This is a genomic window from Streptomyces sp. NPDC001513, assembly GCF_042894695.1.
GTDB lineage: Bacteria > Actinomycetota > Actinomycetes > Streptomycetales > Streptomycetaceae > Streptomyces.
Genome location: NZ_JBIAVU010000010.1, coordinates 268813 through 292990, shown reverse-complemented (window position 1 = coordinate 292990; position 24178 = coordinate 268813). Strand labels below are relative to the sequence as shown.

Below are 24178 nucleotides of genomic sequence, written 5' to 3'. Positions count from 1 at the left end.
CCGGGTATGACGCGAGTTCCGGCAACGAATCGCAGATTGGCCGAATTCTGTCGGCTGACCGAAATCCGCCGTGGGGCGTGAGGTTCGCTCAATGGCTTGGATTCTCCCGTTACCGGACCTGTCGGGCCGAGGTTCTTGGCTATGGTCCTCCCTTGCAGAAGCCTCAAGCCACGATCGGAGTTGGGGACATGACGGCCTCCCCTGGTGACGGCGAGCACGCGGCCCGCGAGGGCTACTACCCCGATCCGTCCATCCCCGGGTACATCCGGTACTGGAACGGCGCCGCCTGGGTGCCCGGCACCAGCCGGCCCGCGCCCGTCCAGGAGACGGGGCCGGTGTTCCTGGACGAGACCTCCGTGACCGAGGCACTGCCCGAACCCGAACCGGTCCGCGTACGAGAACCGGAACGCGAACCGGAACCCGCGGTGTGGCAGGCCGACCCGCTGCACCAGGCCGGCTTCGGCGGGCCCCGCGACCACCGGGTCTCGTGGGGCAGCCCGGCCGAACCCGAGCCCGAGCCCGGCCAGGCCGCGGCCCGCCCGGCGGGCATCTCCCTGGCCCGTACGCCGGCTGCCGCGGCGGCGCCCGCGCGCCCGCCCGCGGCCTCCATGGGCATCCTGTCGGCGCGGTCCCCGGCCGCGCAGGCCCCGGCCCCCGCCCCGGCGCCCGCCCCCGCCGTCCCCGCTCCGGCCCCCGCATGGCCCGACGCGCCCGGAGCCGGAGTGTCCGGAGCCACCTCCTCCTGGCCCGGGGCAGCGGCCGCCGCCGCCCCGGCGCCCGCCCCCGCGCCCTCCCGGCCCGCCGCCCCGGCCGATCCCGGCCCGGAGGCCGGGCTCCCCGCGGCTCCCCGCCCCGGCACCGCGCAGCCCGCCGAGGCACCCCGGCACGAGGTGTGGGCGCCGCGGCCCGCGGGCGTCCGCCCGAAGGTGCCGACCCCCGAGCCGGCGGCCCCGGCCGAGCCCCGCGCCAAGGGCTGGGAGCCGCGCGGGTCCGAGAGCGACCGCCCGTCCCGCCCGGCGGGCGGCGGTACGCCCCGGGCCGTCTTCGAGCGGATGGCCGACCGGGCCGTCCGCCCCGCCGGGCTGACCCGCAGATTCGTGGCCCGCGCACTGGACTCCCTCGTCCTCACCGCCGTCGCGGCCGCCGTCGCCCGGCCCCTCCTCCCCGAGGCCACCGCCCACGTGCAGGCCAAGGTGGATGCCGCCCGCGCGAGCGGACGCACCACCACCGTCTGGCTGTTCGACACGACCATCGCCGGCCACCTGGGCCTGGTCCTCGGCGCCGTCTTCCTCTTCGGGGTGCTGTACGAGGCGCTGCCCACCGCGTGCTGGGGCCGCACCCCGGGCAAGAAGCTGCTCGGCGTGCGGGTGCTGGCCACCGCCACCCTCCGCCCGCCCACCTTCGGCGCGGCCCTGCGCCGCTGGCTCGTCTACGCCCTCCTCGGCCTCCCCGGCAGCCTCTGGTGCCTGGTGGACCGCCCGCGCCGCCAGACCTGGCACGACAAGGCCGCAGGCACCTACGTAGCCCGCTAGGTGCTCCGCCCCGCACCCCCGCTCCTCAATCGCCGGAGGGGCTGGATTGCGCGGGCGGGGCCGGATGGCGCGGCCAAAGCTCGGGGCTCCGCCCCGCACCCCGCCGGGCTCCGCCCGGACCCGCTCCTCAAACGCCGGAGGGGCTGGATTGCGCGGCAGAGGCTGAATGTGTGCGGCCAGGCCAGATTGGGGCGGCGCAGGCGAAAGGTCGCCGGGCTGGGTAGCAGCCGGGCCGGTTGGGGCGGGGTCGGGTGTGTGTCGGGGTGATCCCCGCAGGGCGCCGAACGCCTCGGGGCCGAACTCTCCGACCCCTCGACACGTTCGGCGTCCGAGGAGACACCCCGGCGCGCGCCCGGCCCCGGCACAACCGGCCCCCCCACATACCCAGCCCGAGCGGCGCAGCCAATCGGCGCCCGGCCCCGGCCCAACCGGCCCCGCCCGAAGCCCGGCCCGAGCGGCGGAGCCGCCCGACCCCCGCCCGAGCGGCGCAGCCGAGCGGCAGCCGACAGGCGGCTCCCCCGAACGGACGCCGTCCCGTTGCGGGGGTGACGGAGCCGGGTTCGACTCGGGCCATGAGTACCGACCAGCCGCCGCCGGCCGAGCCGCCCGAGGAAGACCCGTTCCTCAAGAAGCCCCAGGAACCGACGCCTCCGTCGGGCGGTTCGCCGTACGATTCCCCGCCGCCCCCGGGAGGCCCCGGCGGCGGTTACCCGCCGCCCCCGCCCCCGCCGCCGCCCCCGTACGGCGGCGGTGACCCGTACGGCAGCGGCGGCGGCGGCCACGGCATGCCCGATCCGCTCGCCGGGATGCCCCCGCTCGCCGACTTCGGCAGGCGGCTCGCCGCGCGCATCATCGACGTGCTGATCGTCGCCGTACCGCTGTTCCTCATCCAGCTGGCTTTCGGCACGAACCGCTACATGGTCGAGACGGACCGGGGCGAGGACGTCAGCGAGGTCATCTCCAAGTCGTACAGCGGCAGCGGCCTGGTGATGACACTGATCTCGATCGTCGCGTACGTCGGCTACGACTGGTGGTTCACGAGGAAGAGCGGCCAGACGGTCGGCAAGAAGGCACTGAGCCTGCGCGTCGCGATGCTCAACGACGGCAGCGTGCCGAGCTCCAACGCGGCGCTGAGCCGCGCCGCCGTGCTCTGGCTGCCGACGCTGATCTGCTGCTTCTGCCTGTGGCCGATCGCCCTGGTGGTCTCGATCCTCGTCGACAAGCCGTACAAGCAGGGCCTGCACGACAAGGTCGCCAAAACGGTCGTGGTCCAGGCCACCACCTAGCGCGCAGGCAGCACGACACGGCGCGGGCGGCCGTCCTCCGGGGCGGCCGCCCGCGCCGCGTCGTGCTCAAGCGCACCCCGCGCCGGGCGAAGTCTCAGTGGTGGACGGGGTGTTCGGCTTCGGCGGTCCAGGGATCGGGCACCCGGGCGGCCGGCGTCGCACCCTCGTGGGAGGCGGGCCCGGCGGCGGGCGCGGGGGCCGAGGAGGCCCCCGTACGGGCCGCGTGACGGCCGCGGCGCCGGGGCGCGGGCACGGTGAGGGCGACGAGCAGACCCAGGGCGAGCGCGGCTGCGGAGATGACCGCGACCCCGAGCCCGGTACTCGTCTGCGACAGCAGCAGCATGGCGATCGTCGACACGATGACCGTGGCGGACCCGTAGGCGAGCTGTGCGGCAGTCGGACGCGGCATGGCGGTATCCGTCCTCGGGAGGGGAGGGGGAGTCGGCTCAACTAGGTCGCGCGTCGAGTGACTCTACGACGGGAGATGCCCGAGAGGAACCGCCGGTAAGCGTGACCTAACACACGGTGCCGGAGCACGGGGGGCGCACGGGATCATTTTCCGCGCCATGCCGGAGGGGGAAATGGGGACGGGACGGACCTCCGGCGGGGCCGGGAAGGGCCCTTCGCCCCGTAAGGCTGCGGAACGTCCGGATAGCGGAACTACCTGACCGCATAGTGCAGTTGTAAGGGACAAGTCAAGGTCTGTCTTTTCTTGCTTCCCTCCGGTCAAATGTCGTCACTTGAGACGCGCGCCGCGCGGAACCCCCCACTCCTATGGAGAAGTTCCGACCTACGTCGCGGCCGCGGGAGGGGAACGACATCAAGTGACCAGCAATTCCGCCCGACGGCGTGCAATCCGTGCTGCCGCCGTCACCGTGACCATGGCTGCTTGTGCGACGAGCGCCACCTTCTTCACCGTCACCGCGGCTCAGGCCGACGGTAAGGGTCCGGCCGCCCCGGCGGCCGACCGGCAGGACCCGACCGCTCCCGCCAAGGTCGTCGAGCACGACCTGAAGGGCCCGTTCAGCGAGCAGCAGGCCCAGCAGCGCAAGGCCGCCCTGGACCAGGTGCTCCAGGGCAAGAAGGGCGTCGAGCAGCGCGGCGCCTCGAAGGTCGTCAAGCTCGACGACAAGAAGTACGTCGAGCTCGGCCGCGAGCGGACCGACAAGATCTTCACGATCCTCGTCGAGTTCGGCGACCAGGTCGACAACACGACCATGTACGACCCGGACGGCCCCGGCCCGCAGCCGGCGGTCCCGAAGTACGGCGGCACCCCCGGTCCGCTGCACAACACGATCGCCCAGCCGGACCGTGCGAAGGACAACAGCACCGCCTGGCGCAAGGACTTCAGCCGCGAGTACTTCCAGGAGCTGTACTTCGCGACGGGTCAGGGCAAGGACTCGCTGAAGACCTACTACGAGAAGACCTCCTCGGGCCGTTACTCGGTCGAGGGCGAGGTCGCCGACTGGGTCAAGGTCCCGTACAACGAGGGTCGTTACGGCTCCAACTACTGCGGCCAGACCAACTGCTCCAACGTGTGGGACACCGTCAAGGACGGCGTCGCCGCGTGGACGCAGGCCCAGAAGAAGGCCGGGAAGACCGACGCGCAGATCAAGGCGCAGCTGGCCCAGTACGACCAGTGGGACCGCTACGACTTCGACGGCGACGGCAACTTCAACGAGCCCGACGGCTACATCGACCACTTCCAGATCGTCCACGCGGGCGAGGACGAGTCGGCCGGCGGCGGCGTGCAGGGCACGACGGCGCTGTGGGCGCACCGCTGGTACGCCTACGGCACCGCGGCGGGCAAGACCGGCCCGGACAACAACAAGGCCGGCGGCACCCAGATCGGTGACACCGGCATCTGGGTCGGCGACTACACGATGCAGCCCGAGAACGGCGGCCTCGGCGTCTTCGCGCACGAGTACGGCCACGACCTCGGCCTGCCCGACCTCTACGACACCACCGGTGGCGGCGAGAACAGCGTCGGCTTCTGGTCCCTGATGTCGGCCGGCTCCTGGCTCGGCACCGGCAAGGACTCCATAGGCGACCTCCCGGGCGACATGACCGCCTGGGACAAGCTCCAGCTGGGCTGGCTGAACTACGACACGGCGAAGGCCGCGACGAAGTCCACCCACAAGCTGGGCGTGTCGGAGTTCAACACCAAGGACAAGCAGGCCCTGGTCGTCGAGCTGCCGAAGAAGAAGGTCCAGACGGACGTCGTCGCGCCCGCCGAGGGCTCCGCCCAGTGGTGGAGCGGCATGGGTGACGACCTCAAGAACACCCTCACCCGCTCCGTGGACCTGACGGGCAAGACGTCCGCCGCGCTGTCCCTCAAGGGCTGGTGGGACATCGAGGCCGACTACGACTACCTCTACACCGAGGTGTCCACGGACGGCGGCGCCACCTGGACCGCCCTCGCCGGCACCGCCGACGGCACGGCCATCCCGGCCGACGCCTCCGGCAGCCCGTCGCTCACCGGTGTCTCGGGTGCCTGGAAGAACCTGAACTTCCCGCTCGACGCCTACGCGGGCAAGAAGGTCGACCTCCGCTTCCGCTACCAGACGGACGGCGGCGCGGGCGGCAAGGGCTTCACCGCCGACGCCGTGACCCTCACCGCGGACGGCTCCGCGCTGTTCACCGACGGCGCCGAGAACGGCGACAACGGCTGGACCGGCAAGGGCTTCTCGCGCATCGGCGCCAACTTCACCAAGGAGTACGCGCAGTACTACCTGGCCGAGAACCGCCGCTACGTCTCGTACGACAAGACCCTCAAGGTCGGCCCGTACAACTTCGGCTTCGGCAACACCAAGCCCGACTGGGTCGAGCACTACCCGTACCAGGACGGCCTGCTCATCTGGCAGTGGGACACCAGCCAGAAGGACAACAACACCAGCGTCCACCCGGGCCAGGGTCTGATCCTCCCGATCGACGCCAACGCCAAGCCCATGAAGTGGGCCGACGGCACCCTGCTGCGGAACAAGATCCAGCCGTACGACGCTACCTTCAGCGCCTACTCGACGGACGCGTTCACGCTGCACAAGAACGGCGAGTCGCTCTTCCTGAAGCCCAAGCCCGCCAACCTGGTCTTCGACGACCACAAGGGCAAGTACTTCTACGACGAGAACCCGACCGGATCGGTGAAGGTCACTGACACCAACACCAAGATCAAGATCCTGAAGGAGACCTACGACGGTGAGGTCATGACCGTCGAGGTGGGTCCCTCCTCGAAGTAATTCGGTAAAGCCGCAGGTCAAAGCATGATCGGCCGTCGCCCTCTAGCGGGCGGCGGCCGATCGCGTTTAGATGCCCGGTACGAGTTTCTTATTGACGGGGGAGATGACAGCCATGCCCGGTGGAGGTTTCGTCAGATTGCCAGGCGGCAGCGTGGTCGTGGCGCTCACGCTGCCGCGGCCCTGTGGAGAGGGTGGAAATGTCCGCGTGCTGGTGCACGCCGCGAACCGGGCCCGCGCCCTGACCAGGCTGCGGAACCTCGGAATGCGGGCGGTGTACCTGCGGGGCAACGCGCACCCGCCGACGCCGGACGAGGTCACGGCCGTCCTGCACCACCCGGACGGCCTGCTGTGGCGCGGCGCGCCCGACCGCGCGCAGGAGCTCTGGCACCCGATCCGGGCCCTGCTGGGGACCTAGGCCGGCCCCTGCCCGCCCTCGCCGCCCTCGCCGCCCTGCCCGCCCTCGCCGCCCTCGCCGCCCTGGCCGGCCTCGTGGCCGTCCCGGCCCGGCTTGCGGCTCACCAGGGTCACGCCCGCCGCACGGAGCTCCTCCAGGGCCCGTGCGGTGGTGTGCGGGGCGACGGCGGCCGTCAGGTCCAGCAGGACCCGCGTGCCGAAGCCGGCGCGCACGGCGTCGAGGGCGGTCGCCCGGACGCAGTGATCGGTGGCGATCCCGACCACGTCCACCTCGGTGACGTGCCGGTCCCGCAGCCACTGGCCGAGCGTGGCCCCGTTCTCGTCGGCGCCCTCGAAGCCGCTGTACGCGGCCTCGTACGCGCCCTTGTCGAAGACGGCGGCGACGGCGCCCGAGGCGACGGCGGGGGCGAAGTTCGGGTGGAAGCCCACGCCCTCGGTCCCGGCGACGCAGTGGACGGGCCAGGAGGTCTCGAAATCCGGCTCGGCGGGCGGGTGCGCGAAGTGGGCGCCGGGGTCGATGTGGTGGTCGCGGGTGGCGACCACGTGCCGGTACGCGGGCGTGGCCTGGCCGATGTACTCGGTGACGGCGGCGGCGACGTCGGCTCCGCCGGTGACCGCGAGGCTGCCGCCCTCGCAGAAGTCGTTCTGTACGTCGACGACGATCAGTGCGCGGTGCATGACGTTGTCCTTCGGCTCGATGTGTCTGTGCGGCGGCGGGGCCCTGCGGGGGCTCTTCCCCCACCCCGCCCCTTCCCGAAACTGAGGCTCCGCCCCAGACCCCTACGGCGCTCCGCGCCCGCGCCTCAAACGCCGGCGGGGCTGAAAATCCAGCCCCGCCACCGAGCCGCGGCTACGCGTACTCCGTGGGGAGGACGGCCTCGCCGCGCGAGAGCTGCGTCGCGGAGAGCGGCAGCCGCGCAAGCGTGGCGCGGTGGCGTTCGCGCGCGGCCTCCAGCGGCTCGCGGGCGACCACCTCGCCGGCCTTGACCAGCTGGGTCAGCAGCTGGTGGTCGGCCAGGGCCGACGGGACCGGCCCGGTCCCGACGACCTCCGCCTCGGCGATCCCCTCCGCGTCCACCCGCCGCGCCGCCCACTTGCGGCCGCCGATGGACGTCTTCCCGCCCGTGGACTTCTTCGCCACCGGCGCCAGCGCCGCCTTCGGGTCGGCCGAGGTGGCCCGCGCCACCAGCTTGTAGACCATCGAGCACGTCGGGTGCCCGCTGCCCGTCACCAGCTGCGTGCCCACCCCGTACGCGTCCACCGGCGCCGCCGCCAGCGAGGCGATGGCGTACTCGTCCAGGTCCGAGGTGACCACGATCTTCGTCGCCGTCGCCCCCAGCTCGTCCAGCTGCTGCCGCACCCGGTGGGCGACCAGCAGCAGGTCACCGGAGTCGATCCGGACCGCGCCCAGGTCGGTGCCGGCCACCTCGACGGCGGTGCGGACGGCCTCGGCCACGTCGTAGGTGTCCACCAGAAGGGTGGTGCCCCGCCCCAGCGAGGCCACCTGCGCGGTGAAGGCGTCCCGCTCGCTGTCGTGGACCAGCGTGAAGGCGTGCGCGCTCGTGCCGACCGTCGGGATCCCGTACCGGAAGCCGGCCGCCAGGTCCGAGGTGGAGGTGAAGCCGCCCACGTACGCGGCCCGCGACGCGGCCACCGCGGCCAGCTCGTGGGTGCGCCGCGCGCCCATCTCGATCAGCGGGCGCCCGCCCGCCGCCGAGGACATCCGGGAGGCGGCCGCGGCGATCGCGGAGTCGTGGTTCAGGATCGACAGGATCACGGTCTCCAGCAGCACGCACTCGGCGAAGCTGCCCTCGACGCGCAGGAGCGGCGAGCCGGGGAAGTAGACCTCGCCCTCCGGGTAGCCCCAGATGTCGCCGGAGAAGCGGTACGAGGACAGCCAGTCCAGGGTCCGCATGTCGACGACGGCCCGCTCGCGCAGGAACTCCAGCACCGCGCTGTCGAAGCGGAAGTTCTCCACCGCGTCCAGCACCCGCCCGGTTCCCGCGACCACCCCGTAGCGGCGCCCCTCGGGCAGCCGCCTGGTGAAGACCTCGAAGACCGAGCGGCGGTCGGCGGTGCCGTTGGCCAGCGCGGCCTGCAGCATCGTGAGCTCGTAATGGTCCGTGAAGAGCGCTGTCGACGGCACGTCCACCGGCAGGCCCAGGTCCGCAGGGTTCATGTCACGGATGCTAGCGCACATCTCGTCAAAGTGACGAGATGTAGGACCCGTTTGTGCGACGGGCCCGTCACGGTGGCAGCATGGGACAAGTGAGTGTTGCTCCTGTAGAGATCGAACGCACCGAATCGGCCGAAGAGACCTTCGCGGTCCCCGAACCCGACGTCCCCTGGGTGACCCTGGTGCACAACGACCCGGTCAACCTCATGAGCTACGTGGCGTACGTGTTCCAGGCGTACTTCGGCTATTCGAAGGACGTGGCGCACAAGCTGATGCTCGATGTCCACCACAAGGGGCGGGCGGTCGTGTCCAGCGGCACCCGCGAGGAAATGGAGCGCGACGTGCAGGCCATGCACGGCTACGGCCTGTGGGCGACCCTCTCCCAGGACCGCAACTGATGGGCGGCACGTTCCAGCCCCTGAAGGGCGGCGGCGGCGCCGCCATCGCGCTCGACGGGATCGAGATCTCCATCCTGCGCTCCCTGGCCGTCCAGATGCTCGAACTGATCGGCCCCGGCGAGCCCGAGCCCGCCGAGGACGCCGACCCGCTCGCCGCGCTGTTCGCCGAGGGCCCCTCCGAGCCCCCGTCCGACCCGGCGCTGGCCCGGCTCTTCCCCGACGCCTACGGAGGCCCGGACGGGCCGGGGCCGAAGGAGGACCCTGAGGAGCTGCGCGCCCACTCGGCGGAGTTCCGCCGCTTCACCGAGACCGACCTGCGCACCCGCAAGCGGGAGGACGCGCTGGCCGTCGTACGCAGCCTGGACGGGCTCACGCCGGCCGGTGACGGGGCGGCGGTGCTGGAGCTGACCGGGGAGCTGCCGCTGCGCTGGCTCGGCGCGCTCAACGACCTGCGCCTGACCCTCGCGGCCCGCCTCGACATCACCGAGGACGACGAGAGCGCGGTGCTGTTCCGGCTGCCGGACGACGACCCGCGCAAGCCGATGGTGATGGCGTACCTCTGGCTGGGCGGTCTCCAGGAAACCTTGATCGAAACCCTCTGAGAACCCTCAAGCGGGAACATCGTTCGCTCAGCGGACGCTCAAATCCGGATAACGATCAGATCACCGCCATGCGGTGATCTGATCCTTTCATTTGTCTTTGTCCAGATTTTTTAGCGCCCTCCGTCACATTTCTCCCCCTCCGGCAGTCGTAAGCCCGTGATAAATCTTCACGACTGCCGAAGGGACGCCACCCATGTCCCCCGGCTCGCTTGGACCGGCGGACCGCCGGCGTGCAACTCCATCCGTATCCGGGGGGATCGAGGACCCGATCCGCAGCCACTCAAGGCGCGGGTCGGCGTGGAGAAAGGCGCACCAGACATGACCTCTGTGCAGGTCGAGCAGCACGACAAGAAGCCCGGCGAGGGCACTCAGGGCGAGGGCGGCGAGGGGTACCACCGCACGCTCGGCGCCCGTCAGATCCAGATGATCGCGATCGGCGGCGCCATCGGCACCGGCCTGTTCCTGGGCGCCGGCAAGGCGATCTCCAAGGCCGGACCCAGCCTGATCCTGGCCTACGCGATCGCGGGCCTGGTCATCTTCTTCATCATGCGGGCCCTGGGCGAGCTGCTCATGTACCGCCCCGTCTCCGGCTCCTTCTCGGACTACGCCCGCGAGTTCCTGGGCCCGTTCTGGGGATACGTCACCGGCTGGACGTACTGGCTGTTCTGGGTGGTCACCGGCATCACCGAGGTCACGGCCGCCGCGCAGTACATGTCGTACTGGACCCACGACAGCTTCCCGCAATGGGCCTACGCGCTGATCTTCACGGTCATCCTCTACGCCGCCAACCTGATCTCCGTGAAGCTCTTCGGTGAGCTGGAGTTCTGGTTCTCCATGGTCAAGGTCACCGCCATCGTCGGCATGATCCTGATCTGCGCCGGCATCCTCACCATCGGCTTCTCCGACGCGGCCGACACCGCCACCGTCACCAACCTGTGGAACGACGGCGGCTTCTTCCCCAAGGGCATCGGCGGCACGCTGATGACCCTGCAGATCGTCATGTTCGCCTTCCTCGCGGTCGAGCTGGTCGGCGTCACCGCCGGCGAGTCCAAGGACCCCGAGAAGACCCTGCCCAAGGCCATCAACACCGTGCCGTGGCGCATCGCCGTCTTCTACGTCGGCGCCCTGATCATGATCCTGTCGGTCGTCCCGTGGACGCACTTCCAGCCGGGCGTCTCGCCCTTCGTCGCCGCCTTCGAGCGCATGGGCCTCGGCATCGGCGCGGCCATCGTCAACTTCGTCGTGCTGACCGCCGCCCTGTCCTCCTGCAACTCGGGCATGTACTCCACCGGCCGCATGCTGCGCGACCTCGCGCTCAACGGCCAGGGCCCGAAGTTCTTCGCCAAGCTCACCAAGAGCGGCACCCCGCTGGTCGGCACCACCTTCTCCGCCGCGCTCATGCTGGTGGGCGTCTGGATCAACTACGTCGCCCCGGGCAAGGCCTTCGACTACGTAGTCTCCTTCGCCACCATCTCCGGCATGTGGGCCTGGATCATGATCCTCGTCTGCCAGATCCGCTACCGCGCCAAGTCGGACCGCGGCGAGCTGCCCGCGTCCCCGTTCAAGGCGCCGGGCGCCCCGTACACGAGCTGGTTCGCCCTGTTCTTCATCGGCATGGTCATCGTGATGATGGGCGCCGACAAGGACTCCCGCGTCTCGCTGTACTGCGCCCCGCTGTGGGGTCTGATCCTGGGCGTCTCGTACCTGGTGATGAAGTCCCGCGACCCGCGCGGCGCGGCCTTCACCAAGGCCTCGTAGCGGCCTCGCAGGACCCTCGCAGCACACTCGTAGCACCCGAGGACCGCGAGTCCCGGCCGCCTGTCACGGCCGGGAACCGCGCTCCCACGGACCTTGTGTCCACCATGCGGGCCCTTGCGTACCACTCCTCGGTACGCAAGGGCCCGTCTGCTTATCCTGTCGCTCATGCTGACCCTCACCCAGGCCCTGTACGACCAGATCGTCGCGCACGCCCGCCAGGACCACCCCGACGAGGCGTGCGGCGTCGTGGCCGGACCGGCGGGCACCGGCCGCCCCGAGCGGTTCATCCCGATGCTCAACGCGGCCCGCTCGCCCACGTTCTACGAGTTCGACTCGAAGGATCTGCTGAAGCTCTACCGCGAGCTGGACGACCGCGACGAGGATCCGGTGATCGTCTACCACTCGCACACCGCCACCGAGGCCTACCCCTCGCGCACCGACGTCACCTACGCGAACGAGCCGGGCGCGCACTACGTCCTCGTCTCGACGGCGGACAAGGACGGCCTCGGAGAGTTCCAGTTCCGCTCGTACCGGATCGTCGACGGCGTGATCACCGAGGAAGAAGTGCAGGTCGTCGAGGCCTACTGACCACCATGTGAGCGGTCGGCGTCCACGATGCGGGATCACACTCCAAACCGGGGACCGGGAATCGTTAACATGACCGCATGGTTTCCCACGACGTGAGCATCGAGACGCCCGGCAGGCTGCTGCTCGTGGCGCGGCTGCACGTCGACCTGTGCCGCCTCGCCAGTGCCATCTGTCCTGCCGTCTGAGCACCAGAGCCCTTCCGCGCGGGGGGCCGACGCACCGCGCGCAGCACGTTCCCGACCCCCCCTGCCCACGCCCTGACGACTGGAGACAGCCATGGCCATCGAGGTCCGCATCCCCACCATCCTCCGCACCTACACCGAAGGCGAGAAGGCCGTCTCCGGTGAGGGCGCGACCCTCGCCGACCTCTTCGCCGACCTGGAAACCCGCCACAAGGGCATCCAGGAGCGCATCGTCGACGAGGCCAAGGGCGGCGAACTGCGCCGCTTCGTGAACGTCTACCTCAACGACGAGGACGTCCGCTTCCTCGCCGGCATCTCCACCGAGCTCAAGGACGGCGACAGCGTCACCATCCTCCCGGCCGTGGCCGGCGGATCGAAGTAATGCGCTACGACTCCCCGCTGGCCGCCGTCGGCAACACGCCGCTGGTCCGGCTGCCCCGGCTGTCGCCCTCGGACGACGTCCGCATCTGGGCCAAGCTGGAGGACCGCAACCCGACCGGCTCGATCAAGGACCGCCCCGCGCTCCACATGGTCGAGCAGGCCGAGAAGGACGGCCGGCTGTACCCCGGCTGCACCATCCTGGAGCCGACCTCGGGCAACACCGGCATCTCGCTGGCGATGGCGGCCAGGCTCAAGGGCTACCGCATCGTGTGCGTGATGCCGGAGAACACCAGCCAGGAGCGGCGCGACCTGCTGGCCATGTGGGGAGCCGAGATCATCTCGTCGCCGGCCGCCGGCGGCTCGAACACCGCCGTCCGGGTGGCCAAGGAACTGGCCGCGGAGCACCCCGACTGGGTGATGCTCTACCAGTACGGCAACCCGGACAACGCGGGCGCGCACTACGCCACCACGGGCCCGGAGATCCTCGCCGACCTCCCGTCGATCACCCACTTCGTGGCGGGCCTGGGCACCACGGGCACCCTGATGGGCGTCGGCCGCTTCCTGCGCGAGCACGTCCCGGGCGTCAAGATCGTGGCGGCGGAACCGCGCTACGACGACCTCGTCTACGGCCTGCGCAACCTCGACGAGGGCTTCGTCCCCGAGCTGTACGACGCCTCGGTCCTGACCACCCGCTTCTCGGTGGGCTCGGCGGACGCGGTCACCCGCACGCGGGAGCTGCTGCAGCAGGAGGGCATCTTCGCGGGCGTCTCCACCGGAGCCGCCCTGCACGCGGCGATCGGCGTCGGCCGCAAGGCGGTGGCCGCGGGCGAGACGGCGGACATCGTCTTCGTCGTGGCCGACGGCGGCTGGAAGTACCTCTCGACGGGCGTCTACACGGCCGCGACCACCGAAGAGGCCATCGAGGTCCTCCAGGGCCAACTCTGGGCGTAGCCCCTGCGGACCGCTCCTGGGGCTCCGCCCCAGACCCTCCCCCAGACTCCGTCCGGGGGGACCCCCCCGCCTCAAACGCCGGCGGGGCTGGATGTTGCAGCCCCGCCGGGCACAATCCAGCCCCGCCGGCGTTTGAGGCGCGGGCGCGGAGCGCCGTGTAGTGGCGCCGGGGCACAATCCAGCCCGTCCGGCGTTTGAGGACCGGGTCCGGGCGGAGCCCGGTCAGTGGGACAGCCGCTCCGCCAGGATCGCCGCATGGCTCGCGGCCGGGTCCTTGACCGCGGTCAGGAGCGTGAGCGGCCCGGCCGCGGCCAGCGAACGCAGGCGGCCCAGCTCCGCCACCGCCTCCGGCCCCGCCAGCTCCGCGAGGTACCGCTCCCGGAACTCCCCCGCGGAGCCACCCCCGTGGAACCACTTCCGCAGCTCCGCGGACGGCGTCACCGCCCTCGGCCACTCGTCCACCCCCGCCGCCTCCTTCGACAGGCCCCGCGGCCAGAGCCGGTCCACCAGAACCCGCACCCCGTCCCCGCCCGGCTCCGGCGGGTCGTACACGCGCCGCAAGCGGATCTCCGGCTTCACCGGCCGCCTCCCAGTCCCTTGACCTCGTCCCACACCGCCGGGTCCAGCACTCCCATCCGCGTCCGGAACTCCCACAGCGACACCTCCGCCGGCCGGTCCGCCTCCAGGAAGCCCGCCCGGCCCTGCGCCCCCACCGTCCCCGGGGGCAGCGGGATCACCCCGGCCCGCCGGTCGTCGTACTTCCCGGTGATCCACGCGACCCGCGCGCGGTGGCCCCGTACCGTCTGGACCGCGAGGACCAGGCACGTACGGCCGTCCGCCAGGGACCACAGCTCGCCGGCGTGCGGATGCGGCGGCGGACCGGACCCGTGCGCCGACGGGGCCCGGCGGGGGACACCCAGCCGCGCCCCGGCCACCAGCGCCACCAGCGCCACGGCCACGACCGCAGCCACCGCGGGCCACCAGGACGTGTCCATGTTCCGACCGTAGCCGCGCCACCGGCACCCGGCACCCGGCGCGGCCGCACGGCCGGGATGGGCAGTCTGCTCTAGGCCCGTACACCTGACCGCTTGCCATTACTGGGTATGAGTGGTGCAGGCGGTGACTTCCCCCACAACGGCCCGCCGCGGAGGAGCGACCGGACGTTTCGCGCCTTACGCTCGACGCACGCACGGCCCGCATTCCGTCCACGGACCGTCCACGGAGGTTCACGCTCCATGAAGCTCACCGTCGTCGGCTGTTCGGGGTCGTTCCCGTCTGCGGAATCGGCCTGTTCGAGCTACCTCGTCGAGGCCGACGGCTTCCGGCTGCTCCTCGACATGGGCAACGGCGCCCTCGGGGACCTCCAGCGCCACTGCGGTCTCTACGACCTCGACGCGATCTTCCTGAGCCACCTGCACGCCGACCACTGCATCGACATGTGCGCGTACTTCGTCGCCCGTTTCTACCGGCACGAGGGCGGCCGCTGCGGAACCATCCCCGTCTACGGACCCGAGGGCACCGAGCGGCGCCTGACCACCGCCTACGACGACGTCCCCGACGAGCGCTCGATGAGCGAGGTCTTCGACTTCCGCACCCTGAAGTCCGGAAGCTTCGAGATCGGGCCGTTCCAGATCCGCACCGAGCGGGTCGCCCACCCCGTCGAGTCCTACGGCATCCGCATCGAGCACGGCGGCCGCTCGCTCACGTACTCCGGGGACACCGGCGCCTGCCCCGAGCTGGGGCTGCTCGCCGACGGCACCGACCTCTTCCTGTGCGAGGCCTCCTTCACGCACGGCAAGGAGGACATCCCGGACCTCCACCTCAACGGCCGCGAGGCCGGCGAGTACGCGCGCGGCGGCGACGTCGGCCGGCTCGTCCTCACGCACATCCCGCCGTGGACGGACGCGGCGCAGAACCTCGCCGACGCCCGCGCGGTCTACGACGGCCGGGTCGACCTGGCGTACGCGGGCGCGGTCTACGAGGTCTGACCTTCCCGAACACGCGGAAGCCCCCGCACTCCCGGAAGGGAGGGCGGGGGCTTCGACGTGTGGGCGAGCGGGCTTACTTGGCCTCGGCCTTCAGCAGCTCGGCGAGCTCCTCGTCGGACTCGCGGCCCGGGGTCGGGAGGTTCCACTTGACGATCGCGAAGCGGAAGACGACGTAGTAGACGGCCGCGAAGCAGAGGCCGACCACGGCCAGGCCGAGCGGGTTGGTCGCCTTGCCGAGGTTCAGCAGGTAGTCGATGGCGCCGGCGGAGAAGCCGAAGCCGTCCTTCATGCCGAGGGACCAGGTCAGGGCCATGGACACACCGGTCAGGACCGCGTGGACCGCGTACAGCACCGGCGCGATGAACATGAAGGTGAACTCGATCGGCTCGGTCACACCGGTGACGAAGGAGGTGAGCGCGAGGGAGAACATCATGCCGCCGACGACCTTGCGGCGCTCGGGGCGGGCGCAGTGCACGATCGCGAGGCAGGCCGCCGGGAGGGCGAACATCATGATCGGGAAGAAGCCGGTCATGAACTGTCCGGCGGTCGGGTCGCCTTCGAGGAAGCGGGAGATGTCGCCGCTCTTGCCCTGGTACTCGCCTGCCTGGAACCACGGGAAGGAGTTGAGCAGGTGGTGCATGCCGACGGGGATCAGCGCGCGGTTGGCGACACCGAAGATGCCCGCGCCGACCGCGCCGGAGCCGACCAGCCACTCACCCATGTTGTGCAGACCGGTGCCGAGCACCGGCCAGATCACGCCGAAGACGATGCCGATGACCAGGCCGGCGAAGGCCGAGAGGATCGGGACGAGGCGGCGGCCGCCGAAGAAGCCCGCCCACTCGGGGAGCTTGGTCCGGTAGAACTTCTGGTAGAGGAGGGCGACCACGATGCCCATGACGACACCGCCGAGCACCTTGGCGTCGACGGGCGCCTCGATCATGACGACCTTGCCGTCGACTGCCTTGGCTATCTTGGGCAGGCTGGAGTCGGTGAAGGTGGCGAGGACGCTTTTGAAGACCAGGTAGCCGGTGACGGCGGCGAGGGCGGTGGAGCCGTCCGACTTCTTGGCGAAGCCGATCGCGATGCCCACGGCGAACAGCAGCGCCATGTTGTCGAGGATCGCGCCACCACCGGCGGCCATGTAGCCGGCGATCTTGTTGATGAACTCCGGCATCGAAGCCGAGCCCAGCATGTCCTTGTCGCCGAGGCGAACCAGGAGTGCGGCGGCAGGCAGCACGGCCACGGGGAGCATGAGGCTCCGGCCGATGCGCTGCATGACGGCCATCACGCCAGCGCCCTTCTTCTTCTCGGCCGCGGGGGCGGCAGCCGTGGTCACAAGGTCCTCCAGTGGGCAAGGCGCCGCCAGGGGAAACGGGGACGGCGGCGTCTTAGAAAGGGGGGATACACGGGGGCTCGAACGCGCCTCGTGGTCTACACCAATTGTGGTGTAGACCAGTTGTAACACGGTGAGGGTTAGATAAGGAACCTTCGATTTCCTGTGGCCTGGATCACATGTCCCGGGGTATGCCGAAGGGCCCCCGGATCGTGATCCGAGGGCCCTTGACGGACCGGGTTCCCACCCTGCCGGGAGGCTCAGGCCTTGATGGTCTCCGCCTGCATCGCCTCGATCTCCTCGTCCGACTCGCGCCCCGGAGTCGGGATGTCGAACTTGGTGATCGCGAAACGGAAGACGACGTAGTACACCACCGCGAAACACAGGCCGATCGGAATGATCAGCAAGGGCTTCGTCGCCAGGCCGAAGTTGATGAGGTAGTCGATCAGACCCGCCGAGAAGCTGAAGCCGTCGTGGACGCCCAGTGCCCACGTCACCGCCATCGACACACCCGTCAGCACCGCGTGGATCGCGTACAGCACCGGCGCCACGAAGAGGAACGAGTACTCCAGCGGCTCGGTGATGCCGGTGACGAAGGACGTCAGGGCCACCGACAGCATCAGGCCGCCGACCTCCTTGCGCCGGGCCGGCTTCGCGCAGTGCGTGATCGCCAGGGCCGCCGCCGGAAGCGCGAACATCATGATCGGGAAGAAGCCGGTCAGGAACTGCCCCGCGTTCGGGTCGCCCGCCAGGAACATGTTGATGTCGCCGTGCACGGTCTCTCCGTCCGGCTTGGTGTAGCTGCCGAACTGGAACCACACCGGAACGTTCAGGAACTGGTGCAGGCCGATCACCAGCAGTGCGCGGTTGGCGACGCCGAAGATTCCGGCACCCCAGGAGCCCAGCCCCACCAGCCAGTCGGAAAAGCTCTCCAGTGCGCTGCCGACGGGCGGCCAGATCCACAGGCAGAGCGCCGCGAACCCGATCGCCACGAACGACATGATGATCGGGACCAGCCGGCGGCCGTTGAAGAAGCCCAGCCAGTCGACCAGCTTGACCCGGTGGTAGCGCTGCCAGAACCAGGCGGAGAGCAGGCCCATGATGATGCCGCCGAACACTCCGGGGTTCTGGTACGTGAACTCCACGAAGGTGTCGTTCGGCCCCAGGCAGCCACCGCCGATGTTCCTGGTGCCGACCGGGCAGGAGTTGGGGAAGGCGTGCAGCACGTTTCGGTAGACGAGGAAGCCCGCCACCGCCGCGAGGGCCGTCGAGCCGTCGGCCTTCTTGGCCATGCCGATCGCGACGCCGATGCAGAAGAGCAGCGGCAGGCCGAGGTCCGCGTTCAGCAGCGCGCCGCCCGCGGCCAGCATCACCTTGGACACGATGGTCCAGCCCAGGCCCTCCTCGCCGAAGACGCCGGCCTGCCCGAGCCCGTTGAGGAGCCCGGCCGCGGGCAGCACCGCGATCGGCAGCTGCAGGCTCCGTCCCATCTTCTGCAGCCCCGGGTACAAGCCGCTCCACCAGTTCTGCTGCCGCGGTGCTGCCGCGGCGCTGCTCGCACTCATCGGAGTCCCTCCTGAACGGCCCGTTTTGGCGGGGGCAGCACGTGCGGCACACTGGTGTAGACCAGTCGCGGTGGCAGGCTGCTGCTGATCGTCATGATTCGGCAGACCCGGGTCATGCGCTCGTGTAGATGGGCCAACCGTGCGTTACCGTGACAAAGCGGATTGCGCAGGTCGTTCTTCGTAGAACTCAGGGAGAAACACATGGCCACCAAGGCTGAGAAGATCGTCGCCGGGCTCGGCGGCATCGACAACATCGAAGAGGTCGAGGGCTGCATCACCCGCCTGCGCACCGAGGTCGTCAACCCCGACCTCGTCGACGAGGTCGCGCTCAAGGCCGCCGGCGCCCACGGCGTAGTCAAGATGGGCACCGCCATCCAGGTCGTCATCGGCACCGACGCCGACCCGATCGCCGCCGACATCGAAGACATGATGTGACCCGGACCCCGTAGGCGCGTAGGCCCCGTCCGGGCCCACAGCGGACCCCGTCCCGGAACCACCCGGACGGGGTCCTCGCGTTCCCCCGCAGGGACTAGGCTCGGAGCCATGTCTCGCATCGACGGCCGTACGCCCGAACAGCTCCGCCCGGTCACCATCGAACGCGGATGGAGCAAGCACGCCGAGGGCTCCGTCCTCATCTCCTTCGGAGACACCAAGGTCTTCTGCACCGCCTCCTTCACCGAAGGCGTCCCGCGCTGGCGCAAGGGCAGCGGCGAAGGCTGGGTCACCTCCGAGTACTCGATGCTGCCCCGCTCCACGAACACCCGCGGCGACCGCGAATCCGTACGCGGCAAGATCGGCGGCCGCACCCACGAGATCTCCCGCCTCATCGGCCGCTCGCTGCGCGCCGTCATCGACTACAAGGCCCTCGGCGAGAACACCATCGTCCTGGACTGCGACGTCCTCCAGGCCGACGGCGGCACCCGCACCGCCGCCATCACCGGCGCCTACGTCGCCCTCGCCGACGCCGTCGCATGGGGCCAGCAGAAGAAGCTCATCAAGGCCGGCCGCAAGCCCCTGACCGGCACCGTCGCCGCCGTCAGCGTCGGCATCGTCGACGGCGAGCCGCTCCTCGACCTCTGCTACGAGGAGGACGTGCGCGCCGAGACCGACATGAACGTGGTCTGCACCGGCGACGGCCGCTTCGTCGAGGTCCAGGGCACCGCCGAGGGCGAGCCCTTCGACCGCAAGGAACTGAACGCCCTCCTCGACCTCGCCGCCGGCGGCTGCGCGGACCTGGAAGCCATCCAGCTGGGCGCGCTCGAACTATAGGCCGAGTCCGCTCCCTGAGCGGCAACCGCCGGGCCCGGCCCGGCGTCTACGAAGACACGGGCGCACGGTGTCACAGCCGTGCGCCCGTCCACGCATCCGAATCCTGCTCCCGGGGAGAACGCATGAAGCTCCGCATCGCTGCCATAGCCGTGGCCGCCGTACTGACCGTCCCGGCCCTGTCCGCCTGCGACGCGATCTCCACGGCGATGGACTGCGCGAACACGGCGGTGGCCATCACCGACGGCGCGAACGACCTCCAGCAGGCGGTCTCCCAGGCGGGCAACAGCCCCCAGGACGCCCAGAACGCGCTCAACCAGATCGAGGCGAACCTCAAGAAGATCGGCGACCAGACGGACAACGCCGACCTGAGCAAGGCCATCACCTCGATGAACACGGCGGTCAAGAACGTCCGCGCCTCCATCGAGAGCGGCAACACCGTCCCGGACATCCAGCCCGTCGCGGACGCGGCCAGCGAGATCTCCAAGGTCTGCACCCCGGGATAGCCCGGGATAATGGGCGCATGACCTCGACGCCCAGCCGCCTGATCCTGGCCACCCGCAACGCGGGCAAAGTCTCCGAACTCCACGCCATCCTGTCCGAAGCCGGCCTGCCGCACGCGCTGGTCGGCGCGGACGCGTACCCGGAGATCCCGGACGTCAAGGAGACCGGGGTCACCTTCGCCGAGAACGCCCTCCTCAAGGCCCACGCCCTCGCGCAGGCCACCGGTCTCCCGGCGGTCGCCGACGACTCCGGCCTCTGCGTGGACGTCCTGAACGGCGCCCCCGGCATCTTCTCGGCCCGCTGGGCCGGCACGCACGGCGACGACAAGGCCAACCTCGACCTCCTGCTGGCCCAGCTCGGCGACATCGCCGACGAGCACCGCGGCGCCCACTTCTTCTGCGCGGCCGCCCTCGCCCTGCCCGACGGCACGGAACGCGTGGTCGAGGGCCGCCTCCTGGGCACCCTCCGCCACACCCCCTCCGGCACCGGCGGCTTCGGCTACGACCCGATCCTCCAGCCCCTGGGCGAATCCCGCACCTGCGCCGAACTCACCCCGGCCGAAAAGAACGCCATCTCCCACCGAGGCCAAGCCTTCCGCGCCCTCGTCCCGGTACTCCACGACCTCCTGGGCTGACCCAACGCGACAGGTCCGCTGCCTTCAGCAGAAGGCAGCGGACCTGTCAGATTTGTACGCCCGGTCGGACTCGAACCGACAACACATGGCACCTAAAGCCATTCTCTCTGGCCAATTGGAGTACGGGCGCATGCGCTGGGGGCCACTCTACTGCGTGGGCTCCACTCGTCTTCCGCCACGGCACCACGTGCTGGTGAGCGCATGGCAGTTGGGGCACAGCAGCCGGAGGTTCTCGCGGCGGTCGTCGGTCCAGTCGCCGTTGATGTGGTCGACCTCCAGGGTCATGGGTCGCCCGTGCCACTCAGGGGGCGTCCCGCAGCGGTCGCACCGATCGGGCACGCCGACCTCGCGCAGGGCGCGGCGCAGGAGTTTGGTCGTGGTGCGCCGCCCCCCTCCATGGCGAACGAGGATCTCATCGGCAGGCCTACGACGAACCGTGCCCGGCTTGTCGCGCTGGTGCGCCTGTCCCAGGAAGTGGGAAGTGTCGAGCCCGTCCTCGAGGATCCACGCCTTCGCGGACTCCCTCCAGTTGGAGGCAACCGGTCGTCCCAGGTGTCGCAGGGTCTCCGCGAGCGACACGGACGCCGCGACCGCTTCGCGCAAGACTGCCTCGTCCGACTTCACGTGACACGTGTAGGGCCTCCGCCTGAAATGGGAGATGTCGATGCCGTACTCACGGAAACGGCGCAGGAGGTACGGGCCGAGCCGTGGGTGAGGCTCCGCACCCAGGTGGGTGATGACCTCATCGATGTCCGCGCAGAGGGCCGCTGCTCGGGCCAGGACCGGCCGGGTCCAGCGGACCCGGCCGCTCATCGGCGCCCCTTCGCCCGGCCACGATATGTGTCGGTCGTGGAGTGGCAGTTGGGGCAGAGGAAGCGCAGATTCTCCGCTCGGTTGTCGCGCCAGTCGCCGTTGATGTGGTCGACCTCGAGCTGGAGTGGGTTCCCCAGCCAGACGGCCTCCATGCCGCAAAGGGCGCACTGTTCCTCGCCGTCGCACTCCAGCAGTGCACGCCGCAGTCGGGAGCTGGGCACCCTCACGGCGGTCGCGGACCGATCCTCTCGGAGCACCTCCTCGGGGGCGCGCCGCCTCCGGTTCTCGCGCGTCCGCTCCGATCGCGGCGCAGGTGCGAAGTGGGAGGTGTCTATGGCGAAGGACTTCACCTTGCGGCTGATGTGCGTGTGGTGGCCGCCCACGACGTCGAGGCCGAGGTGTCGGAGCACATCGCACATGCTCTTTGAGGCGGTCACGGCCTCCGTCAAGACCTCCTTGGTCCACTTGACCCCCTCTCGTTCGAAGTGGGAGGCGTCCACTCCCAGCTGCCGCATGAGGTCGCGGACGTAGCGCCGCGAGCCGCCCTTCGGGTCCACCCCCAATTGCTCCAGCGCTTCCGACAACGTGCGCGATGTCCTCGCCGCTTCGCTGAGCCGTTCCTTCGTGTAGCGCCTTGTCGCCATTCCGGCCCCTTCCCGTGCGGCCGCGTGTGCGGCGCTCGTATGGAGTAACGGGCCGATGGGTGGCCGGTTACGGCCGGTTTCGGCGGATAAGCGGAGCGGCCCGCGCCGGATTCGGGGCGGGCCGCTGCGGCGGGGTGGGGGGTGGTCAGATGTTCAGGTCTTTGATGATCTTGGCTACGTGGCCCGTGGCCTTGACGTTGTAGAAGGCGTGCTCGATCTTGCCCTCCTCGTCGACGACCACCGTGGAGCGGATGACCCCGGTGACCGTCTTGCCGTACAGCTTCTTCTCGCCGTACGCGCCGTACGCCGTCAGGGTCTCCTTCTCCGGGTCGCCGACCAGGGTGACCTTCAGGTGCTCCTTCTCGCGGAACTTCGCGAGCTTCTCCGGCTTGTCCGGGGAGACGCCGATGACGTCGTAGCCGGCCGTCGCCAGGACGTCCAGATTGTCCGTGAAGTCGCAGGCCTGCTTGGTGCAGCCAGGGGTCAGGGCGGCCGGGTAGAAGTAGACGATCACCTTGCGGCCCTTGTGGTCGGCGAGCGAGACCTCGTTGCCGTCCGCGTCGGGCAGGGTGAAGGCGGGGGCGGTGTCGCCCGGCTGGAGTCGCTCGCTCATCTGGACAGTCTCCTCAAGAGGGGATCGGTACGTCTCGAGACTAAGCTGACAGACTGTTCACCGGGGACTACCCCCCACCGGACCACGACGACGGAGGCAGCGCGGTGCCCGAAGCCAGGACCCCCGCACAGATCGAGGCGGACATCGTCCGCCGCCGCGAGCAGCTCGCCGAGACGCTCGACGAGATCGGCGTGCGCGTGCACCCGAAGACGATCATCGGGGATGCGCGGGCCAAGGTCGTCTCGACCGTCGACCACACGGCCGGGCGCGCCTTCGCCGCGGTGAACCGTGTCGTGACGGATCTCCGGGACAGCCTGCGCCACGACGACGGGACTCCGCGTCCCGAGCGGATCGTGCCGGTCGCCCTGCTCGCGGTGGGTGTGGTCGGTGTGTTTGTCCTGTCGGCACGACGCAGGCGCGCGTGACCCTGAGCGGCACGGGGCGGGCGCGGACAGGTAGGTTCGGGGCGTGAGCGACAACACCACCCACGACAAGCTGCCCATCCGCATGCTGCACGACCGCGTGCTCGTGAAGTCCGACCTGCCGGAGGGCGAGCGGCGCTCGGGCGGCGGCATCCTGATTCCGGCGACGGCCGCGGTGGGCAAGCGGCTGGCCTGGGCCGAGGTGGTCGCGGTCGGGCAGAACGTACGGACGGTCGAGCCCGGGGACCGGGTCCTGTACGACCCCGAGGACCGTGCCGAGGTCGAGGTGCGGGGCGCGACGTACGTGCTGATGCGCGAGCGGGACCTGCACGCGGTGGCCGCGGAGCGGCTGGAGGGGTCGGAGGACTCCACCGGTCTGTACCTGTGAGCGTGCATCCGCTCCCCAGCTGAGCAGAGGAAGGGCTGGTGGCCTTGGTCACCGGCCCTTTTCGCTGCCTTTTGCTACGGTGGAGGAGAACCCGACGAGACGCGCCGTACCGGGTACGACAAGACGACGCACCCCGTATCGCTCATCGTCTCGGAGGTGCCGTCATGGCCTGGGTTCTTCTTCTTGTCGCCGGTGTGATCGAAGTCGGCTGGTCGATCGGCATGAAATTCACCGAGGGCTTCACCCGGCTCTGGCCCAGTGTGTTCACGGGCGCCGGGATCGTCGCCAGCATGGTGCTGCTGTCCTACGCCGCGAAGACCCTGCCCATCGGTACCGCGTACGGGGTGTGGGTGGGCATCGGCGCCGCCGGCGCGGCCGTGCTCGGCATGGCGGTGCTGGGCGAGCCCGTCACCGCCTCCCGGATCTTCTTCATCTGTCTGCTGCTGGTCGCCGTGGTGGGGCTGAAGGTGACCTCCGGTCACTGACCGCCCGAGCCGGCGGTCC

The 24178-nt window shown here is 70.3% G+C and carries 28 protein-coding genes, 1 tRNA gene, 1 pseudogene and 1 riboswitch; of the genes and pseudogenes, 19 read left to right on the top strand and 11 right to left on the bottom strand.

Features of this window, described 5'->3' with window-relative positions; translation table 11 throughout:
- The first annotated feature begins 188 nt into the window (after positions 1-188).
- Both ACFYZ4_RS23845 and ACFYZ4_RS23840 read left to right on the top strand, forming a co-directional pair.
- Positions 189-1532 (top strand): RDD family protein, encoded by a 1344-nt coding sequence (locus tag ACFYZ4_RS23845; protein WP_384344690.1) that lies wholly within the window; start codon positions 189-191, stop codon positions 1530-1532.
- Positions 1533-2104: 572 nt separating this feature from the next.
- Positions 2105-2818: an RDD family protein gene (locus ACFYZ4_RS23840; RefSeq protein WP_351294547.1), complete on the top strand. Its 714-nt coding sequence runs from the start codon at positions 2105-2107 to the stop codon at positions 2816-2818.
- A 94-nt stretch (positions 2819-2912) separates the two neighbouring features.
- Here ACFYZ4_RS23840 and ACFYZ4_RS23835 read toward each other — a convergent pair whose 3' ends face one another.
- Positions 2913-3227 (bottom strand): hypothetical protein, encoded by a 315-nt coding sequence (locus ACFYZ4_RS23835; protein ID WP_390784768.1) that lies wholly within the window; start codon positions 3225-3227, stop codon positions 2913-2915.
- Positions 3228-3699: 472 nt separating this feature from the next.
- Here ACFYZ4_RS23835 and ACFYZ4_RS23830 point away from each other — a divergent pair, with 472 nt between their 5' ends.
- Both ACFYZ4_RS23830 and ACFYZ4_RS23825 read left to right on the top strand, forming a co-directional pair.
- Positions 3700-6054: an immune inhibitor A domain-containing protein gene (locus ACFYZ4_RS23830; protein ID WP_351294541.1), complete on the top strand. Its 2355-nt coding sequence runs from the start codon at positions 3700-3702 to the stop codon at positions 6052-6054.
- A gap of 112 nt (positions 6055-6166) precedes the next feature.
- On the top strand, positions 6167-6469 hold the full coding sequence (locus tag ACFYZ4_RS23825; protein ID WP_037807208.1) for a hypothetical protein: 303 nt from the start codon (positions 6167-6169) through the stop codon (positions 6467-6469).
- A gap of 95 nt (positions 6470-6564) precedes the next feature.
- Here the strand turns inward: ACFYZ4_RS23825 and ACFYZ4_RS23820 are convergent.
- Positions 6565-7146, bottom strand: a pseudogene (locus ACFYZ4_RS23820) (isochorismatase family protein); the annotation flags it as partial.
- Positions 7147-7318: 172 nt separating this feature from the next.
- Positions 7319-8647, bottom strand: coding sequence for a nicotinate phosphoribosyltransferase (locus ACFYZ4_RS23815; RefSeq protein WP_351294534.1), 1329 nt, complete (start codon positions 8645-8647; stop codon positions 7319-7321).
- Between the two features lie 80 nt (positions 8648-8727).
- Here ACFYZ4_RS23815 and clpS point away from each other — a divergent pair, with 80 nt between their 5' ends.
- From clpS to ACFYZ4_RS23780, 7 genes are all read left to right on the top strand, one after another.
- The gene (gene clpS, locus ACFYZ4_RS23810; protein WP_030717942.1) at positions 8728-9042 is read left to right on the top strand and encodes an ATP-dependent Clp protease adapter ClpS; all 315 of its coding nucleotides are present in this window, start codon (positions 8728-8730) and stop codon (positions 9040-9042) included.
- A complete protein-coding gene (locus ACFYZ4_RS23805) occupies positions 9042-9644 on the top strand; it encodes a DUF2017 domain-containing protein (RefSeq protein WP_390784767.1) in 603 nt (200 codons plus the stop codon). Before clpS ends, ACFYZ4_RS23805 begins: the two co-directional genes overlap by 1 nt.
- Before the next feature lie 318 nt (positions 9645-9962).
- A complete protein-coding gene (locus ACFYZ4_RS23800; RefSeq protein ID WP_390784766.1) occupies positions 9963-11402 on the top strand; it encodes an amino acid permease in 1440 nt (479 codons plus the stop codon).
- 165 nt (positions 11403-11567) lie between these two features.
- Complete coding sequence (locus tag ACFYZ4_RS23795) at positions 11568-11990, top strand: M67 family metallopeptidase (RefSeq protein WP_351294526.1); 423 nt, start codon at positions 11568-11570, stop codon at positions 11988-11990.
- A 77-nt stretch (positions 11991-12067) separates the two neighbouring features.
- Positions 12068-12175 carry a putative leader peptide gene (locus ACFYZ4_RS23790; RefSeq protein ID WP_312847437.1) on the top strand — a complete coding sequence of 36 codons (108 nt, stop codon included), beginning with the start codon at positions 12068-12070 and terminating at the stop codon, positions 12173-12175.
- Positions 12176-12266: 91 nt separating this feature from the next.
- Positions 12267-12554, top strand: coding sequence for a MoaD/ThiS family protein (locus tag ACFYZ4_RS23785; RefSeq protein ID WP_351294523.1), 288 nt, complete (start codon positions 12267-12269; stop codon positions 12552-12554).
- A complete protein-coding gene (locus ACFYZ4_RS23780; RefSeq protein ID WP_351294520.1) occupies positions 12554-13504 on the top strand; it encodes a cysteine synthase in 951 nt (316 codons plus the stop codon). The genes ACFYZ4_RS23785 and ACFYZ4_RS23780 overlap by 1 nt, the downstream gene beginning before the upstream one ends.
- A gap of 222 nt (positions 13505-13726) precedes the next feature.
- On the opposite strand, the gene ACFYZ4_RS23775 is transcribed toward ACFYZ4_RS23780, so the two are convergent.
- Together ACFYZ4_RS23775 and ACFYZ4_RS23770 are read right to left on the bottom strand one after the other, a co-directional pair.
- On the bottom strand, positions 13727-14083 hold the full coding sequence (locus ACFYZ4_RS23775) for a DUF488 family protein (RefSeq protein ID WP_351294517.1): 357 nt from the start codon (positions 14081-14083) through the stop codon (positions 13727-13729).
- Positions 14080-14499: a hypothetical protein gene (locus ACFYZ4_RS23770; RefSeq protein ID WP_351294514.1), complete on the bottom strand. Its 420-nt coding sequence runs from the start codon at positions 14497-14499 to the stop codon at positions 14080-14082. Before ACFYZ4_RS23770 ends, ACFYZ4_RS23775 begins: the two co-directional genes overlap by 4 nt.
- A gap of 240 nt (positions 14500-14739) precedes the next feature.
- Between ACFYZ4_RS23770 and ACFYZ4_RS23765 the strand changes: the two genes are divergently transcribed.
- Entirely contained in the window at positions 14740-15492 is a 753-nt protein-coding gene (locus tag ACFYZ4_RS23765) for an MBL fold metallo-hydrolase (protein ID WP_351294511.1), read from the top strand.
- A gap of 73 nt (positions 15493-15565) precedes the next feature.
- On the opposite strand, the gene ACFYZ4_RS23760 is transcribed toward ACFYZ4_RS23765, so the two are convergent.
- Both ACFYZ4_RS23760 and ACFYZ4_RS23755 read right to left on the bottom strand, forming a co-directional pair.
- Positions 15566-16777 (bottom strand): PTS transporter subunit EIIC, encoded by a 1212-nt coding sequence (locus tag ACFYZ4_RS23760; protein WP_390784800.1) that lies wholly within the window; start codon positions 16775-16777, stop codon positions 15566-15568.
- Positions 16778-17085: 308 nt separating this feature from the next.
- On the bottom strand, positions 17086-18390 hold the full coding sequence (locus tag ACFYZ4_RS23755; protein WP_351294508.1) for a PTS transporter subunit EIIC: 1305 nt from the start codon (positions 18388-18390) through the stop codon (positions 17086-17088).
- A 162-nt stretch (positions 18391-18552) separates the two neighbouring features.
- Between ACFYZ4_RS23755 and ACFYZ4_RS23750 the strand changes: the two genes are divergently transcribed.
- The 4 genes from ACFYZ4_RS23750 to rdgB all read left to right on the top strand — a co-directional run bounded on the left by ACFYZ4_RS23750 (position 18553) and on the right by rdgB (position 20794).
- Positions 18553-18825, top strand: a complete 273-nt coding sequence (locus ACFYZ4_RS23750; RefSeq protein WP_351294505.1) for a PTS glucose/sucrose transporter subunit IIB — start codon at positions 18553-18555, stop codon at positions 18823-18825.
- A gap of 108 nt (positions 18826-18933) precedes the next feature.
- Positions 18934-19659, top strand: coding sequence for a ribonuclease PH (rph, locus tag ACFYZ4_RS23745; RefSeq protein ID WP_031150135.1), 726 nt, complete (start codon positions 18934-18936; stop codon positions 19657-19659).
- A 122-nt stretch (positions 19660-19781) separates the two neighbouring features.
- Positions 19782-20162 (top strand): hypothetical protein, encoded by a 381-nt coding sequence (locus ACFYZ4_RS23740; protein WP_351294502.1) that lies wholly within the window; start codon positions 19782-19784, stop codon positions 20160-20162.
- Between the two features lie 17 nt (positions 20163-20179).
- The gene (gene rdgB / locus ACFYZ4_RS23735) at positions 20180-20794 is read left to right on the top strand and encodes an RdgB/HAM1 family non-canonical purine NTP pyrophosphatase (protein ID WP_390784765.1); all 615 of its coding nucleotides are present in this window, start codon (positions 20180-20182) and stop codon (positions 20792-20794) included.
- Between the two features lie 55 nt (positions 20795-20849).
- Here the strand turns inward: rdgB and ACFYZ4_RS23730 are convergent.
- The 4 genes from ACFYZ4_RS23730 to bcp all read right to left on the bottom strand — a co-directional run bounded on the left by ACFYZ4_RS23730 (position 20850) and on the right by bcp (position 22864).
- Positions 20850-20924, bottom strand: a tRNA-Leu gene (locus ACFYZ4_RS23730).
- Positions 20925-20941: 17 nt separating this feature from the next.
- Positions 20942-21607 (bottom strand): HNH endonuclease, encoded by a 666-nt coding sequence (locus tag ACFYZ4_RS23725; protein WP_390784764.1) that lies wholly within the window; start codon positions 21605-21607, stop codon positions 20942-20944.
- Positions 21604-22251 (bottom strand): HNH endonuclease signature motif containing protein, encoded by a 648-nt coding sequence (locus ACFYZ4_RS23720; protein WP_390784763.1) that lies wholly within the window; start codon positions 22249-22251, stop codon positions 21604-21606. Before ACFYZ4_RS23720 ends, ACFYZ4_RS23725 begins: the two co-directional genes overlap by 4 nt.
- Positions 22252-22396: 145 nt before the next feature.
- A complete protein-coding gene (gene bcp, locus ACFYZ4_RS23715; protein ID WP_351294491.1) occupies positions 22397-22864 on the bottom strand; it encodes a thioredoxin-dependent thiol peroxidase in 468 nt (155 codons plus the stop codon).
- A gap of 104 nt (positions 22865-22968) precedes the next feature.
- Between bcp and ACFYZ4_RS23710 the strand changes: the two genes are divergently transcribed.
- The 3 genes from ACFYZ4_RS23710 (at position 22969) to ACFYZ4_RS23700 (ending at position 24159) form a co-directional block, all read left to right on the top strand.
- Positions 22969-23289: a DUF3618 domain-containing protein gene (locus ACFYZ4_RS23710; protein WP_351294488.1), complete on the top strand. Its 321-nt coding sequence runs from the start codon at positions 22969-22971 to the stop codon at positions 23287-23289.
- 43 nt (positions 23290-23332) lie between these two features.
- On the top strand, positions 23333-23674 hold the full coding sequence (locus tag ACFYZ4_RS23705; protein ID WP_031152325.1) for a co-chaperone GroES: 342 nt from the start codon (positions 23333-23335) through the stop codon (positions 23672-23674).
- A 63-nt stretch (positions 23675-23737) separates the two neighbouring features.
- Positions 23738-23807, top strand: a riboswitch (guanidine-III (ykkC-III) riboswitch).
- A gap of 31 nt (positions 23808-23838) precedes the next feature.
- Positions 23839-24159, top strand: a complete 321-nt coding sequence (locus tag ACFYZ4_RS23700; RefSeq protein WP_351294485.1) for a multidrug efflux SMR transporter — start codon at positions 23839-23841, stop codon at positions 24157-24159.
- Positions 24160-24178: the final 19 nt, after the last annotated feature.